General features: G+C 47.5%; 15 protein-coding genes. 5 read left to right on the top strand and 10 right to left on the bottom strand.

Annotated features, from left to right (window positions below):
- Positions 1–66 precede the first annotated feature (66 nt).
- Positions 67–627, bottom strand: a complete 561-nt coding sequence (locus HP401_RS09870) for a hypothetical protein (protein ID WP_173604904.1) — start codon at positions 625–627, stop codon at positions 67–69.
- A 111-nt stretch (positions 628–738) separates the two neighbouring features.
- Here HP401_RS09870 and HP401_RS09875 point away from each other — a divergent pair, with 111 nt between their 5' ends.
- The gene (locus HP401_RS09875) at positions 739–936 is read left to right on the top strand and encodes a hypothetical protein (RefSeq protein WP_173604905.1); all 198 of its coding nucleotides are present in this window, start codon (positions 739–741) and stop codon (positions 934–936) included.
- Positions 937–956: 20 nt separating this feature from the next.
- On the opposite strand, the gene HP401_RS09880 is transcribed toward HP401_RS09875, so the two are convergent.
- Genes HP401_RS09880 through HP401_RS09890 form a run of 3 tightly spaced genes read right to left on the bottom strand, consistent with a single transcriptional unit; the run spans position 957 to position 3,236 of the window.
- Positions 957–1,427 (bottom strand): ankyrin repeat domain-containing protein, encoded by a 471-nt coding sequence (locus tag HP401_RS09880; protein ID WP_173604906.1) that lies wholly within the window; start codon positions 1,425–1,427, stop codon positions 957–959.
- Between the two features lie 38 nt (positions 1,428–1,465).
- Entirely contained in the window at positions 1,466–1,894 is a 429-nt protein-coding gene (locus HP401_RS09885; protein ID WP_173604907.1) for an immunity 22 family protein, read from the bottom strand.
- A 16-nt stretch (positions 1,895–1,910) separates the two neighbouring features.
- Positions 1,911–3,236 (bottom strand): SMI1/KNR4 family protein, encoded by a 1,326-nt coding sequence (locus HP401_RS09890; RefSeq protein WP_173604908.1) that lies wholly within the window; start codon positions 3,234–3,236, stop codon positions 1,911–1,913.
- A gap of 184 nt (positions 3,237–3,420) precedes the next feature.
- Between HP401_RS09890 and HP401_RS09895 the strand changes: the two genes are divergently transcribed.
- From HP401_RS09895 to HP401_RS09905, 3 genes are read left to right on the top strand one after another with little or no spacing between them, the layout of a single operon-like run.
- On the top strand, positions 3,421–5,121 hold the full coding sequence (locus tag HP401_RS09895; RefSeq protein ID WP_173604909.1) for a molecular chaperone HscC: 1,701 nt from the start codon (positions 3,421–3,423) through the stop codon (positions 5,119–5,121).
- Entirely contained in the window at positions 5,121–7,112 is a 1,992-nt protein-coding gene (locus tag HP401_RS09900) for a J domain-containing protein (RefSeq protein ID WP_173604910.1), read from the top strand. Before HP401_RS09895 ends, HP401_RS09900 begins: the two co-directional genes overlap by 1 nt.
- A gap of 20 nt (positions 7,113–7,132) precedes the next feature.
- On the top strand, positions 7,133–7,852 hold the full coding sequence (locus HP401_RS09905; RefSeq protein ID WP_173604911.1) for a DUF1266 domain-containing protein: 720 nt from the start codon (positions 7,133–7,135) through the stop codon (positions 7,850–7,852).
- A gap of 90 nt (positions 7,853–7,942) precedes the next feature.
- On the opposite strand, the gene HP401_RS09910 is transcribed toward HP401_RS09905, so the two are convergent.
- Entirely contained in the window at positions 7,943–8,509 is a 567-nt protein-coding gene (locus HP401_RS09910; RefSeq protein WP_016739260.1) for a GNAT family N-acetyltransferase, read from the bottom strand.
- A 193-nt stretch (positions 8,510–8,702) separates the two neighbouring features.
- The gene (locus tag HP401_RS09915) at positions 8,703–9,767 is read right to left on the bottom strand and encodes an HD-GYP domain-containing protein (RefSeq protein ID WP_173604912.1); all 1,065 of its coding nucleotides are present in this window, start codon (positions 9,765–9,767) and stop codon (positions 8,703–8,705) included.
- A gap of 216 nt (positions 9,768–9,983) precedes the next feature.
- Here HP401_RS09915 and HP401_RS09920 point away from each other — a divergent pair, with 216 nt between their 5' ends.
- Positions 9,984–10,475: a Mov34/MPN/PAD-1 family protein gene (locus tag HP401_RS09920; RefSeq protein ID WP_173604913.1), complete on the top strand. Its 492-nt coding sequence runs from the start codon at positions 9,984–9,986 to the stop codon at positions 10,473–10,475.
- Here HP401_RS09920 and HP401_RS09925 read toward each other — a convergent pair.
- From HP401_RS09925 to mltG, 4 genes are all read right to left on the bottom strand, one after another.
- Entirely contained in the window at positions 10,387–12,213 is a 1,827-nt protein-coding gene (locus HP401_RS09925; protein WP_173604914.1) for a peptidoglycan D,D-transpeptidase FtsI family protein, read from the bottom strand. The two genes, HP401_RS09920 and HP401_RS09925, sit on opposite strands and share 89 nt — an antisense overlap.
- 106 nt (positions 12,214–12,319) lie before the next feature.
- The gene (udk, locus tag HP401_RS09930; RefSeq protein ID WP_173604915.1) at positions 12,320–12,964 is read right to left on the bottom strand and encodes a uridine kinase; all 645 of its coding nucleotides are present in this window, start codon (positions 12,962–12,964) and stop codon (positions 12,320–12,322) included.
- Between the two features lie 51 nt (positions 12,965–13,015).
- Positions 13,016–13,651, bottom strand: a complete 636-nt coding sequence (locus HP401_RS09935; protein WP_012685621.1) for an O-methyltransferase — start codon at positions 13,649–13,651, stop codon at positions 13,016–13,018.
- Positions 13,652–13,756: 105 nt separating this feature from the next.
- Positions 13,757–14,857 (bottom strand): endolytic transglycosylase MltG, encoded by a 1,101-nt coding sequence (mltG, locus tag HP401_RS09940; protein WP_041749341.1) that lies wholly within the window; start codon positions 14,855–14,857, stop codon positions 13,757–13,759.
- Positions 14,858–14,908 lie beyond the last annotated feature (51 nt).

The raw sequence follows: 14,908 nt of genomic DNA on the forward strand, positions 1-14,908 counted from the left end.
ATGTGCATGTACGCTAAAATAACCGAGTGAGTAAGCGAAACCTTCATTATTACAAAGACGTAACGGTTAGTGGCTGATTATACGAAGGTAAATGAACACGAGCGAGTCAGATATTCCAAAAACCGCATGGTCATCCCAATCGTCTTTTATAGAAATAATTTCAAGATTACTTAATTGTGGTTGTAACAATTGGATAAACTCCTCAGACACACCATCATCTCTCAGTTCCTTATTCAAGTTTTCCATGTACGCTTTACTGTTCATGCGTTTCATTTGATTTGGATTTACATACTGCGGAAAAATATAGGTATGTAAAACATGAACGACCTCCTCTTTTGAGAAGTCATCCCCATAAAGATCAGACCAACTCTCCCAATGATGGACATACTTTTTAAAGACACCTACAAACGCATCTTCCCATGACGTAAATTGTTTTCTTGGAGCAAATACCAAGGTACCCGTAAAGCCGCCTTGCTTAACATATTGATTCAGTCTACCCTCGACAATTAAAACGCTATCCAATGGAAGATAGATTACGTAAATCTCCTTCTGACTTAATTGAGAATGTAACCATTTTTCAGTGAACACCTCTGTGTGGTCAACTAAGTTTCTTATTTTGTCAGGCATATGAGCCTCCCGATTTGTTTTAATTACAATATTTTTAAAGTATTATATTTTTTGGTACAATAATTCAAGCGAATTAGCATATCCAAACCAAACATATTGGAGGGATCACCCATGCTAGATTTTGGCGCTGTGTCAATCGAATGGGGTACTTTACTCTTCCAGCTCTTTGTCTTCCTCTTGCCTTTCGCACTTATCATTGCTTGCTGCTTGTTCATCGTAAAGCGCACCACAACCAACCAAAAAGCCATCGACGAGCTGGAAAAACGCGTCGCAGCACTCGAGCAAGAAAGAAAGCGTCCGGAATCATAACGGACGCTTTCCTTTTTCCCCTATTCAAATAGAGCCATCATCTCTTCGTCTTCTCTCTCGCGCGCTATATCGTATGGTGTTTGCCCATCCATGTCTTTTTTGTCAGGATTCGCACCTTTGGCCAGCAATAACTCTACCACATCCAAACGTTCCTCTCCATCCGCTACCTGTGTGTGCAACGGGGTACTTCCATCATGAGCACTGGCATGTATGTCTGCACCGTGCGCGATGAGCGCCTCTGCAACCTCTGGATAAAGCGTAATATGCAATGGGGTAATCCCCTCATCGTTTTTCGCATGAACGTCCGCACCTTGTGCGACCAAATACGCAATGAGGTCAACATCGTCCGTCATCACTGCGCCATGCAGTACGGAAAACTCATACTCATCCTTTTCATGCAGCAATTCCGGCTGTTTCGTAACAATCTTTTTTACGAGCTCGATGTCTCCGAGTTCAGCCGCATCATACAAATCTGCGAAATGATAAGCCATATCTTTCTCTCCTCTTCTTATGTATTCCTCCCTGCTCCTTACCGCTCTTCTGTTTCAAATACTAGTTTGGCGAGCAGGACCAGCGGTGAATCTTTTTCTTGCCCGCCCTCAGTGAGATCGAACAATTTTTCGTTAATCGGTCCGTACCGCGATTCATTGCCATACAGCAAAATGACATGTGGGTACTTGCCAATCTCCTCTGTTAGCTTTTGCGGCCATTCCTTTCGATCGAGGGTTGCATTCATCGCATATTCGTTTTCCAAATACATGAAAAAGTCTGCTCTTGCCTCTGCATCCTGTACCTCATGTACTTCAAAAAAGTCCTCGTCTATCCATTCAAGACCAGACGCTGTTAAAAAGCCAGACGGTATCACATCCCCGTCCTCATCGTAAACCGGAGTCAGAAAATCCGCTAATTCATCAGCCGATTGCAAGGTTGTTCCCCATACGGTTACCACATTTCTCATTGTCTCTCCCCCTCGTCTAATGCTTTACGGTTTCCAAGGAAGAGCGAATACGATCTACACGCTCCTTTTCCTTGCGCAGAATGGCTTTCTCGTATGCAACATCCAGCAACCGATTGATTTCTTGCCAATTCGCTTCACCGGAAGGCGATTCACCACTTGTCAGCATTTTTCCCCAAGCACTTAATGCAATCTGCCGCTGTGCTTCATTTCCGTCCAGCCAGCGAATCAGATCCTCCCATTGTGGACGTGACACCGCGAAAAGCTCATCCCAGCCTTCTATCGGGTACGCCACATGCGGCTCCATCCACAAAATGACTTCTCGGGAGTGAAAGTGATGCAAATGACTGTTGGCAGCATATCCTACCAAACATTCTTTCCTGGCAACGACTTCATCCATTTCAGACAAAACTCGTTGTAAGCCCTCTTCTTCCGGCAAACAAGCTGCCGTTAGATATGCACGTTGGCTTGACCCTATCCGTTCATAATGTGGCCCGGACTCCCATAGCGAGCGCACCCAGCTCTCTGCCTTCTTGCCTACTGTCTCGACAATGAGCTGGCACCAAAGTAGCAGATTACTCGATGAGGTTTCCTGCTCAATTTGTGTTACCCATTTTTGCAAAATTGGCTTCCAATCGTACTGGGTAAATGCCTCTTGGATACGTGAATCTCCTGCACCATGCATTTTTGCAAACAAGACTAGCTTCTCGAAATCTTGCGCTGCCTCTTCAAATGTTAGCGTCCGATAAATTTGCAGCCATTCTTTCCACTCTTGTGCGACTTGCCCCTCGACATCGAGCCCATCTGCACCGGCGAGTGCTTCATAATTCCAGCACTCTGCCCCAATACAGCCCAGCTCCGTGACTCGCTCTACGAACTCTGTGAAGCTTTTGCCGAGCAATAGGAATTCGTCTGTCTCATGCCCCCAAGAATAAACGGGTGGGTCATCCACACCTGTCGACAAATCGATGAGCAGCATGTCGCCATTCCCACCGACGTGAAAACAGAGATACCTTTTCTCGTCCTCACTCTCTTCGTCCCTACCAAAGTACGGCCACTCAAACGCATCCAATGACCATCCAAAATCCCCACTGAGCGAAAAAGGATCTAACGCTCGAGATGGCAACGACCAATTTATTTGAACCTGACTGCTGCCCAATAGTAAAATAGTCCGGATCGTCGCGGGAAAGCTGATTCCGAGACTTTCCTCTCTTCTTTCGATTTCTTCCAGCGCTGCTGGAGGTTCTATGGTGAGCGGCCAAACCTGAGCACCTTGTCGCTCCATATCATGCATAAGTAACTTCCACGCTTCAATCCACTTTTCCATTCGTTGCTGCATTGGCATAACGACCTCTCTCGTCTGTCGTTTTCTATCTTACGAATTCTATATCTATTTTCTTTTTCTAAAATTCGATTTCATATCCTACTAAAGCACCAATTATATCCATATTTTTCATGGTAAAATTATCTACAAAGTCACTATTTTTGCCGATATTAGTAGAAAAAACACGGAAATGAGGACCTAGCTAATGACCACCATTGGAATTGATTTGGGCACGACGAACAGTCTGGTTGCCTACTGGACTGAAAATGGACCCGCGCTCATTCCAAACGCTCTCGGAGAAACACTAACTCCTTCTGTTGTCAGCGTCGATGAGAACGGCGAGATCTTGATTGGAAAAATCGCCAGAGAGCGCCTCTTAACTCACCCAGATCGTACTGCTTCTACTTTTAAACGGTTTATGGGAACAGAAAAAAGATACCAACTCGGGAGATATTCCTTTTCTGCCGATGACCTCTCCTCCTTTGTGATTAAATCATTGAAGGCGGATGCAGAGGCTCATTTAGGGCACCCCGTTCACGAAGCGGTTATCAGTGTGCCTGCCTATTTCAACGACACACAACGCAAAGCGACCAAGCGGGCAGCAGAGCTTGCAGGACTGAAAGTAGAGCGCTTAATCAGCGAACCGACTGCCGCCGCAATCTCATATGGGCTCCATCAAGAGGAATCCGAGACACAATTCCTCGTATTCGATTTAGGTGGTGGAACGTTTGACGTTTCTATTTTGGAAATGTTTGAAGGTGTGATGGAAGTAAAATCAATCGCTGGAGACAACTTTTTGGGCGGCGAAGACTTTACCGATCTGATCGCCTCTTATTTCATTGAAACTCATCGACTCGATATCAACACGCTGGACAGCAAAACGCGTTCGTCCATCCACAAACAAGCTGAGTTGTGCAAGCGCGCCTTGTTTTCCGAGCAAGAAGGGAAAATGAGTGTCAATATCCAGGGTGAGCTGGTTGAAACGACCCTTAGTCGAAATCAGCTGGAAGAACTCGCGTTTCCTCTGCTGCAACGACTGCGTCAGCCGATCGAGCGTGCTTTGCGAGACGCATCCATCTCACCTCGGGACCTAGACGCCATCGTACTTATTGGCGGTGCGACGCGGATGCCGCTTATCAAATCCATCGTAAGCAAAATATTTGGGCGACTGCCCTATTCCCATATTAATCCCGATGAGGCCGTTGCATTGGGAACAGCGATACAAGCAGCACTCAAGGAACGCAACGAGGCGTTAAACGAGCTTGTATTAACAGATGTTTGCCCATACACACTCGGTACGGGTATTGTTCAAACCATGGCCAACGGCAAACACGAGGATGGCTACTTTTTTCCGATCATCGAGCGCAATACGCCAATCCCGGTCAGCCGGGTAGAACGACTGTACACCGTTCTCGATAATCAACGCTCCATTCTCGTTGACGTGTATCAAGGCGAAAGCCGACGCGTCGAACATAACCTCAAGCTTGGCGAACTGAATATAAAAGTTCCCCCTGCCCAAAGGGGCGAGGAGTCTATCGATGTTCGTTATACATATGACATCAACGGGATTCTCGAAGTCGAAGTGACTGTCGTATCTACAGGAGTCAAAACCAAGGCCGTCATCGAAAAAAATCCGGGTAGCCTTTCAAAAGAAGAAATTGAGGAGCGTTTTCAAGCTCTTCAAAACATAAAGATCCACCCCAGAGAACGAACCGAAAATCGATTGCTTCTGGCAAAAGGCGAGCGTATGTATGAGGAAGCGTTGGGCGAAAACCGTATAATCATCGCGAATTACCTACGCCGCTTCGAAAGTGTCCTGTCCACCCAAAATGAAAGGGACATTGCCAAAGCAGCAGAAGAATTGAAGCAGCAGCTGGACATGTTTGAAGGGTGGAATGAGTATTAATGGGGATTTGGGAGATTCTCGGGATTGAACCGACGGACAATCCTGCCCAGATAAAAAAGGCTTATGCCAAAAAGTTGAAGGTGCACAATCCGGAAGTTGATCCTGAAGGCTTTCAGCGATTGCGAGAGGCGTATGACCTCGCTCTGAAGTTCACACGCAATGACAAGCGGTCTCCTGAAACGCAAGAAGAGACGATTCACCTCCAGCCGCCGAGACGCCTTTATGAGCAGTGGCATTCTGAACCAGCAGAAGAAGAGCAGCCTAGCTACGATCCACCGCAGCGGCTCACCCTGTTTGACAGGTTTTTAGAGGAACCAACGCAAGAAGTAGTCTCTCACGAAGAAATCCCGATTCCCAAGCGGTACGATTTCACGGAGAACGTCGATCATTCCGAACACTCCATGAACCCCGATGACATGGTGGAGCGTTTTTTCCGCCGTACACAAGAATTGTACGACAACTATCACGAACGTATCCAGCTTGAAAACTGGCGTGAGTTGCTGAATGACGAGGCCATGTGGAATGTCGGCTGCCATCAAGTCATCGATACGCGATTTCTCCACTTTTTAGAAGAACACTATCACTTGCCTCATGAAGTGTGGATGCTGCTCGATTCCCATTTTCAATGGCGGGAGAAATCAGAAAAGCTCGCAAGCCAGCTCTCAGGACGTTTTGTCGCTTACCTGAACGGCCAGCTTAACCAGATCTTCACGCTGCGTTACCCCTCTTTTGAGAATCGTACTGACTTGGATATTGAAGCGTTTCTGGAATGGCGCAGCGATGCGTTATTTGCTCTCATGGAAAATGATTGGGAAACGGCTCAAAGCTATTTGGCAAAAGCTCATGCTCTGTACGCTCTTGACCCCGATTTGATCCGTTTGCAGGGCGAATATTTTTTGCGAACCGGTAATAAGAATCGCGCCTTTCATACCTTTGATCAATTGATACGTCTTGATCCAGATAACATCGATGCGTATTTGTATCGTGCCCGACTTTTCCTCGAGAAGGGAGATGCCACAGATGCGATCAAAGATTGTGAGGAAATCCTCACTCGCATGCCAGAACTATGGGACGCTCGCAGCTTGCTGGGGAAAGGCTATCTTCAGCTAGGGGAATGGGAGAAGGCTCAAGAAGTTTTTCAGGAGATACTCTCGCATAATCCATCCGATATCGACGCGAAGATATGCCTGACACAAATACACTCACCGTTTAACAAGATGACGGAACCACCTGCGAGCAAGCAGGCCAAAGCTGTTAGGAGAAAAAACTTGCAAACGCTTGGACTTCCTAGCAGGCTAGCAAGGTTCAAGCAATTTTTTGCTCTCTACACGAGACGTAACATTTGGACGATTATTTTTCTCCTTCTGCTCCATTACGCTATGTTTGCTGTCGTATCCATGAAACTGGATATGACTTCGGAGCAAATGTTTGACTCCTTGGTCAATATATATAAGCCTGTCCAAATCAAGACGGTGGAAGAGATGAAACAAACTCCTCTTGGCTACCAGGTGGAATTTACATTGACCAAAGCGTCTTATATCAATATGCTCCGTGTCTATGACAAAGAGAAGTATCCTGAGCCAAAAGCCGAGTTCATCCCTGCTGCCAAAGCCAAAGAGCGAGATCTATTAAACTCGGACACAGGCTATGTAAATGTGGGTTATCTGGGTCAACAATTAATCATTGTCATTACGGACTACGACCACGCCAAGGAAATTCATGACAAGCAATCCATAACGATGCGAGGAACGCTGAAGGCTGTACCGGATGAGGAGATGTTGCCTGTCATTGTGAATGCTTTGGAAAAACGAAAGCATCCCTATCAGTCGATTCTCGTGACCGATACGTATATCAATGCCAAGCCTGACTTAGAAGAAAAAGGATGGACGGGATCATGGCTTCTGGGCATTCTCGCGATGATTGCCATGTTGTATTACATCCGCATCATTCGTGAGTTTCCCAAAACTCGCAAAGCATTGACATTCCACTAAAGGAGGCAGGGAGGACTACCATGACAAAAGAAGCAGAAAACGAAAAAGAGATCGACCCAAAGTTAAGCCGCTACTTGCATGCGCTCTCCTCTGTTTGCCTAAATCAGAAGCGGCTCGCGTATTATTTGGCCATCCACGAATACAACCGCCTGCGCGATACGTTTTTGCGGCTTCGTATTGATAACAGATGGGATACCGGGGATGCCACGAAAACGAAAGAGCGCTTGACTTGGTTTTTGGAGCATGGGCGAAGAACTGAATTTGATCAGCATCGCCACGTATTATCTTCACTCGGCGCTACCAATCGTTCCAACTATATCGCGTCCTTAAAAAAAGGCGATCTGGAGTCAGCCCGACAGTTGGTCGTGTACGCGTACATGAACAGACTCCCACATGCCGGTATCGCCGCCTTTGATTACGCCTGGTATCTCATTATTTGCAAAGCAGGCGCCCAGCAGTCCTATCTTCCCAAGGCAGAGGCCGTAGAAGGCATGCTGGACGTAGCCAAGCGAATCCAACTCGCTTATTCGAGCTGGGAAGAGTATTTGTTTGCTTATGCTTGCGGCAATCTTTACGACGAAGCAGGCGCATCTAAAAATACAAGGAAAGCAACTGAAGCTCATATTTTGAAACTCTTGACGGGTAAGTACAGTCCGATCCGTGAATTTGACTGGAAGTTTGATCTCACACCTTACCTGCCCTCCCCCCATGCAGAAAGCCTCCCTGCTTTTAGCAGCTAAGCTTACAAAAAAACGTTTCCCTCGGACTTCTTGCGCGTTGTCCGACGGGAAACGTTTTTTATTCTTGTATCAAGCCCAACAGAGGTCTTCTTACGCCTTTTTCGGTAGATCCTTCACCATATGGCTCAATTTATGCCCGCTTACAATCACTGTCCCATCCTCGCGATAGCCGAGCGATTCATACAGCTTGCGCGCACGTGGTTTTTCCTCGTCAACGAGCAAAGCGATTCGGTCATGTCCACGCTGAATCGCTTCTTTTTCAAAAGCATCCAGCAGAAGTGATCCGATCCCCTTCCCTCTGCATGAGGAATCAACCGCGACAGAATCCAAATAGAATTCGTCATCCTTTGCTTCTTTTACGAGCGTAATTGTCTCGCCAGTCAAACGTTGGACATGCTCAACGAAGGGGCGATCGAGCACCTCTGTTTGGCTTCCATGATAAAAGAGCGCCAGTCCTACTGGTACATCTCCATCCATGGCAATCACTGCGTTTTCGTAGCTAAGCCGGTTATTTTCCTTCGCAAAAAACTCCTCCATCATGCGAATCGCTTCCGCCGCCTCCGTTGCACCTGTCAACGTATGCGCGATATCGCCAATGGCATCGTAAATTAATGGCGCAGCAAAAGCTGCATCTGTGGGTTCCGCTTTGCGTATCATGTGTTTCCTCCTAGCGTTTCGAGCATTCGCACGACACGAATCTTTTCGTTTCTTTGTCTATCATACACACTTTCATTGTGTCACAATCTTCCAAGCTGATCGAGCTTTCCCGACGATCGTTCACAGATCAGCAACAATGAAACCGCTCTCATTTTTTCTAAGAGCGGTTTTTCCTTTTTCGCATCGGGGTTTCTTATCCAATCATTTTTTCAATCGTCAGCTTGCGATCATGCCGCAAATCGAGGAATTCACCCATTCTTCTTACCAGCGGACGCATCGGTTCATCTTGATGAATAAGAATGACTTCGACTTCTTCCCCGCTGCTCAACCTCGCCTTCGCGCCTACGTACAGCAAGGCAATGTAGCGAACAAACTGTGCAACGATCTCGACGTTCAATATTCCGTTACAGGCTTCCTTCCATAGGAGCTGTGCCGCCTCGAATGGGGACGTCCTCCCTTTGTACACCCGATCAGAACAGATCGCATCAAACATGTCGGCAACAGCGAGCACCTGACATTCGATTGGAATGCTATCGCCCTTTCTTTGCTCCGGATAGCCAGACCCGTCGAGTCGCTCGTGATGCAGCAAGGCACACAACGCCAACAGCTCAGACCCACCCTTCATTTCACGGATCATTTCATAGCCGAAGACGGTGTGCTTCTTCATGATCGCAAATTCCTCTTCACTTAGCTTGCCTGGCTTCAGCAATATTTCCTTCGGTACTCTCATTTTCCCAATGTCATGCATAAATCCGGCTATCCCCATGAATGCTACTCGCTCTTCATCCCATTTCATCAAGCGAGCTATGAGCGAACAGAGAATGCCTACATTTAATGAATGTCGGTATGTATAGCTGTCTGCCCCTTCCAGCACGTACAAGTTCCGGAACAACCCCAAATGCTTCGTCGATTTTTCTGCTACATCAAAAAAGATGTTGGAAAAATGATCAAGTCTTTGTGCCCCGCCAACTGTCAGTTCATCGAAGAGTAGTCTCGTTTTGTCGAGAGCTTGTACATAAGCAGCAACGGTCTCAGAATCTGCATCCAGTTGGAATAGTTGAGAAGTAACTTCCTCACCAGTTCCTTCTGTAAGACTCTGTATGATTTCAACCTCACGGACTCGTTGCTTTTGCAATAGGATCACATGGGCAGGTGTGATCGTCGTATTTTGTCCCAGCAGCAATATTCCTTGTTCGGTGTACAAATCTGCCGCTAATACTTGCCCAATCAGTGAGAGATCAACAGGTGCCAAAGGCATACAATCAACCTTTCCAGTCTCCGTCTTAGTAGAGGTTGTTCAAAAAGCCGACTTTTTGAACTGACACTTTTATTCAAATTATAGAAAGGAAGAAGGTTAGTTACAATCTTTTTTTCGACAATTCCTAACTTTGCTGGACACGGGTCATTTCACCATTCGCATACATATGATATCAAGCAAATGTCAGTGGTTTTATCAAGGAGGGACGAACGTCTCATGACGACGCTGTACATCACACCAAAAGCGTGGAAACAGATTGAGCAGGCCGTACGAAAAAAACCCTCACTGGAAACAGGAGGGGTGATGATGGGATACCCACTTGGTGAGGATAGATGGGTCGTTACGTATGCAAGTGAACCAGGCCCAAATGCGATTCACCAGCCACATTCTATTTTTTTCGATGACACGCATCTCAACAAGCTCGTCCGCAAATTAAGCAGAAATCGACAATGGAAATACATTGGTGATTGGCATAGTCATACGGTGAAACGCCTGTCACCCAGCAAGGGTGATAAGAGAACCATTTGGGCAAAAGCCTCGCAATCCATGTACATGTCTTCCTCTCCCCTCATGCTGATCGTCGGACTAAGTAAAAACAATCAAATTAACGCAAGAGGATTCATCCTCGGAAATACTCTTCGCGAGGTTGGGAAGATTGAGCTGTATGATCGGCAAGTCCAGCAACAGCTTGGTGAAAAAGCTCCATAGCCTGGTTTTTTCCCCAGCTCGGCTGGTTTTCTGCCACGACACAAATGGCGTAACGTGGCTCCTCTAACGGAGCGTACCCGAGAAACCACAGATGGTTGTTTCCATTCGCATCCCCGATTTGCGCAGTCCCGCTTTTGCCTGCCACCTGCCAAGCGGAATTCATGAGCACCTTTCCTGTTCCCTCTGTGACGACTTTTCGCATCATTTTTCGCAATTTGTTGGCTGTGACGTAGTCAATACCGTCCAAAGAGAGTTCCTGCTCGGGGAATGTATGGAACGACTGACCATTTCGGTATGCGATCTCTTTTACCAGCCGTACTTGAGAGCTTTGACCGCCACGCAAAATCGTTACCATCATATTGGCTGCTTGCAAGGGGGTAATGCGTACATCCCGCTGACCGATGGCGCTTTGAATCAGGACGCCTTCATCGTCGCGGGATATCCCCTCAGCAAAGACTCTACCTGGCTCTTCGCCATCCAGCTGCTTGAAGTTTTGGATTTTATACAGATGAGGGGTAAGATGTCCCACTTGAGTGGTCAAGCCCAGCTTTTTTGCATATTCCTCCAACTTTTCCCCGCCTATCATCTTGGCGATATGGGCAATCGCAATGTTGCAGGATTGGGCATACGCTTCTTCCAGTGTCACACTGCCGTGGCCTTCTTTTTTCCAGCAGGAGAATTGGTACTTCCCGTATTCCCCTGTACATGAAAAACGGTCAGTTGGTGAAACGATTCCTTCCGCCAGGGCGGCGGCTGCTACCACAGTTTTATAGACCGAACCAGGCGGGAGTTGTTTGAACGCGCGATTCTTCCAATCGCTCGTGTTTCCTGTAACATTCGTTTGATCATAGGTAGGGCGGCTCACAGCTGCAAGAACATCGGCTGTCTGCACGTCCAAAACGACGATACTGCCTTCTTCGAGACCTACTTGATCGGCTGCTGCCTCCATGCGTCTCTGGATCGCTGCATCCAAGGTAGTCGTCAAGGACAACGGATAGTATTGATTCGATTGCTTTGTATAACGGATATCCAGCCCTCGGAGCGGTTGACCATGCCCATCTACATAATAGGACAAGACAGATGGCTCGACCCCCTGTAAAAAACGGTCAAAGCTTCGCTCCAGGCCCGACGCCCCTAGCGTGCTCTCGGCATTCATTTTGCCGCTTGTCCATTCATCTGGATACAGCTTCTGCACCATGTTGGGATTTTTATGGATAAAACCAATCAAATGCTTGGCTACTTCATCAGCACGGTATCGTTCTGTCACTGCCAATGCCACAACTCCTGGGATGGCAAGGGCATTGATTTCCTCGGCCTGCCGCTCGGTGAGCATCACCAGCTTTCCGGACGCCTCTCGCATGAGCAGCGGTACTTTCGCCTTTTCCATGGTCTCTGACAGGCGTTCCTTAGATTCTCCGGTTATTTGAACCAACCGCTGCAAGCCATCTGTTCCTTGCAGGCTCCCACGCGCCAACGGGAACAAAATCAAGGCGAGATGCTCTTCTCCGGTAAAGGCGTACCCATTTCGATCTACGATATCGCCACGCCCGCTATGCAGTACGATGCTTTGCTGTCTTTGCTTTACTGCTGCTTTTACCAAGTCAACGCCATGCCGAGAAAACCGATGGGGTGATCCGAGCTGAATCCACCACAAGCGCACGATCAAACCGAGCCATAACAACGACATGGATAGCAATACAAGAAAGTGACGTCTTTTGATTCGTCGATCCAGCTGCATCGAATTCCCTCCTTGGCTTTTTTCACCAGTATTGCCGGAATGTACGCGACAGAAACAACGAACAAAGAAAAAAGCACACCGTACGTCACGGTGCACTTTTAGGTGTCTATGATTGATTGCTGAATTGTTGCTTTTCCAATAAGATATTTCCGATCTTCGTGGATAACAGATCCAATGCTACTCGGTTGTAGCCGCCCTCTGGGATGATGACGTCTGCATATCGCTTGGTCGGCTCAATAAACTGCAAGTGCATCGGTCGAACGACGTTTAAGTACTGTGTTACTACTGAATCAAGGGAACGACCGCGCTCTTCGATGTCACGTACGATTCGACGTGCAATACGCACATCCGCATCGGTATCGACGAACACCTTGATATCCATTAAATTACGAATCCGCTCATCCTCCAGAATCAGCATTCCTTCCAGAATGATGACATCCTTTGGGTCGACTTGGATTTTCTCCGGCTTGCGGTTATGCACCTTGAAATCGTAGATCGGTTTTTGGATCGCCTTTCCTTGCATGAGCTCCTGCAAATGCGCAAGCAACAAATCGTTGTCAAAAGCGAAGGGATGGTCGTAGTTAGTCAGCGCCCGCTCTTCTGGGCTCAAATGGCTTTGATCCTTGTAGTAGGAATCCTGCTCAATCATCGTTACACTATCATTTTGGAACTGGCGGTACAGCTCCTTTGCTACAGTCGTTTTTCCAGAACCACTGCCTCCCGCTACCCCAATCAATACGGGGTTACCCATGCTTCATGTCCCCTTCCTCATGATGCTTTACGCATATACGACCCTATGTTTTTACTTCTTTTTCATACTGATGGCCAACCCGTCTCCGACCGGAATAAATGTCGTTTCTAAATCAGGACGCTCCATTAGATGTGAATTATAAGAAAGCAGCTTGTCCACCATCGGACGCTGGCGCTTGCCCGCTTCTTCTGGGGTGGCTACCAGTCCTCGGAACAGGACATTGTCGCTGATTACCAAACCGCCTTCGCGAAGAAGCGGTAGATACAAATCGAGGAACGTACGATATTGACCTTTGGCCGCATCGATAAACAAGCAGTCAAATTGATACGACTCCGGCAGCCCTAAAGTAGCGTCACGTGAGAGTATTTCCACACGATCTGCACATCCTGCTTCTTTTATATTTTCCCGTGCTCTCACCAATCGATCTTCATCTATGTCCATCGTGACAATTCGCGCTTCCGGTGCAGCTTCTGCAAGCCAAATCGTGGAATAGCCAATTGCTGTACCCACTTCAAGAATCGCTTTGGGACGATGCAGCAATAACAACATCCGCATGACTTGAGCGGACGGGAGCTGCACAATAGGGATGTTTTCCTCTGCCGCTTCCTGCTCCAGTCGCTTGAGCAGCAAAGAACGCTCGGGAACCAGGCTTGACACGTAGTCGTCAATTGCCGGATTGGTAATCATGATTTCACTCCTCTTTCGTTACAACCGAATTATTATAGCACACCAAAGGAAAACTTGGCTACGTCAAGCACTGTTGACCGCAGGCAAAAAAAAGAGGAAACCTGGTTAGTTTCCCCTGCTTTTCTTATCATTTGCTTCATGCTCTTGCAGTGTTTTGGAAAAGTAATGCTCGGACGTTCCGTCTTTTTTCGTCACGTAGAAAAAGTAATCGTGTTTGGCCGGATTGACAACTGCTTCAAGCGAAGCTCTGCCTGGGTTAGCAATCGGCCCTGGTGGCAATCCAGGATTTGTGTACGTGTTGTACGGGCTTTTTACTTTTAGGTCCTCAAAGGTCAGACGGTCACGTTGTTTGCCGAGAATAAATTGGACGGTAGCATCAGCCTGCAACGGCCACTTATCGCGAATCCGATTGTAGTACACGCCTGCTACAAGCGGACGCTCCTTGTCAACGGTTACTTCACGCTCAACGATCGATGCGAGATTCACTGCTTCATCCAGTGTTAAATGGCGCTGCTTCAGCTGCTCTGTCCACTCTGGCTTCCATTCCTTTTGGAATTGAGCCAGCATACGCGAGACGACTTCATGTGCCGTAGTGTCTTTGTCCACCTCATACGTTTCCGGGAACAGATAACCTTCCAGACGGTTTTTTCGGTCTGCTTGTTTCGGTATGGCGGCGACAAAAGGATATTCCGGGAATGCACCTTCATTTACTTCTTTTAAGAATGCCGCTTTCTCTACAATGCCTTCTTTATCGAGATGATCTGCGATCTGGTCGACATTCCAGCCTTCTGGGATCGTAAATCGGTTCGCATTGATCACCGTGTTTCCTTCTACCATGGCTGTTAGTATCTCGTCAATGGCTTGGCCAGTCGTAAATTGATACTCTCCCGCCTTAAGATCAGGGGCCACGCCTTTATACTTCACGTAGTAATTAAATACATCGGCATCTCGGATCAGACCTTGTTCTTCCAGTAGCCGACCAATTTTTTGTACGGAGGAACCTGACGGAATTGCCACGTTCTTTACCGTCTGTTCACCTGCAACAGGCTGTAATTGCTGGTACACGTACCACGCTGCTCCCCCCGCAGCCAAAATGATCAACAACAACAAGGCAACCAGCCACATCACAATTCGTCCGCCGCGTCTGCGTCGACGCGTCGCAGGGCGTTCGGGGTTAAAATCAGGCTTCGCTGACATTGGTTTCAAGCTAGAAATCCTCCCTTTAGGGTCTCTTTATCTCCATCCCATTCATTATAC

It is taken from the genome of Brevibacillus sp. HB2.2, assembly GCF_013284275.1.
Classification (GTDB): domain Bacteria; phylum Bacillota; class Bacilli; order Brevibacillales; family Brevibacillaceae; genus Brevibacillus; species Brevibacillus brevis_D.

What these genes read in the sequence shown, in the direction of transcription:
- HP401_RS09870 (WP_173604904.1), bottom strand. Translation starts at nt 627, where the DNA reads ATGCCTGACAAAATAAGAAACTTAGTTGACCACACAGAGGTGTTCACT.
- HP401_RS09875 (WP_173604905.1), top strand. Translation starts at nt 739, where the DNA reads ATGCTAGATTTTGGCGCTGTGTCAATCGAATGGGGTACTTTACTCTTC.
- HP401_RS09880 (WP_173604906.1), bottom strand. Translation starts at nt 1,427, where the DNA reads ATGGCTTATCATTTCGCAGATTTGTATGATGCGGCTGAACTCGGAGAC.
- HP401_RS09885 (WP_173604907.1), bottom strand. Translation starts at nt 1,894, where the DNA reads ATGAGAAATGTGGTAACCGTATGGGGAACAACCTTGCAATCGGCTGAT.
- HP401_RS09890 (WP_173604908.1), bottom strand. Translation starts at nt 3,236, where the DNA reads ATGCCAATGCAGCAACGAATGGAAAAGTGGATTGAAGCGTGGAAGTTA.
- HP401_RS09895 (WP_173604909.1), top strand. Translation starts at nt 3,421, where the DNA reads ATGACCACCATTGGAATTGATTTGGGCACGACGAACAGTCTGGTTGCC.
- HP401_RS09900 (WP_173604910.1), top strand. Translation starts at nt 5,121, where the DNA reads ATGGGGATTTGGGAGATTCTCGGGATTGAACCGACGGACAATCCTGCC.
- HP401_RS09905 (WP_173604911.1), top strand. Translation starts at nt 7,133, where the DNA reads ATGACAAAAGAAGCAGAAAACGAAAAAGAGATCGACCCAAAGTTAAGC.
- HP401_RS09910 (WP_016739260.1), bottom strand. Translation starts at nt 8,509, where the DNA reads ATGATACGCAAAGCGGAACCCACAGATGCAGCTTTTGCTGCGCCATTA.
- HP401_RS09915 (WP_173604912.1), bottom strand. Translation starts at nt 9,767, where the DNA reads ATGCCTTTGGCACCTGTTGATCTCTCACTGATTGGGCAAGTATTAGCG.
- HP401_RS09920 (WP_173604913.1), top strand. Translation starts at nt 9,984, where the DNA reads ATGACGACGCTGTACATCACACCAAAAGCGTGGAAACAGATTGAGCAG.
- HP401_RS09925 (WP_173604914.1), bottom strand. Translation starts at nt 12,213, where the DNA reads ATGCAGCTGGATCGACGAATCAAAAGACGTCACTTTCTTGTATTGCTA.
- udk (WP_173604915.1), bottom strand. Translation starts at nt 12,964, where the DNA reads ATGGGTAACCCCGTATTGATTGGGGTAGCGGGAGGCAGTGGTTCTGGA.
- HP401_RS09935 (WP_012685621.1), bottom strand. Translation starts at nt 13,651, where the DNA reads ATGATTACCAATCCGGCAATTGACGACTACGTGTCAAGCCTGGTTCCC.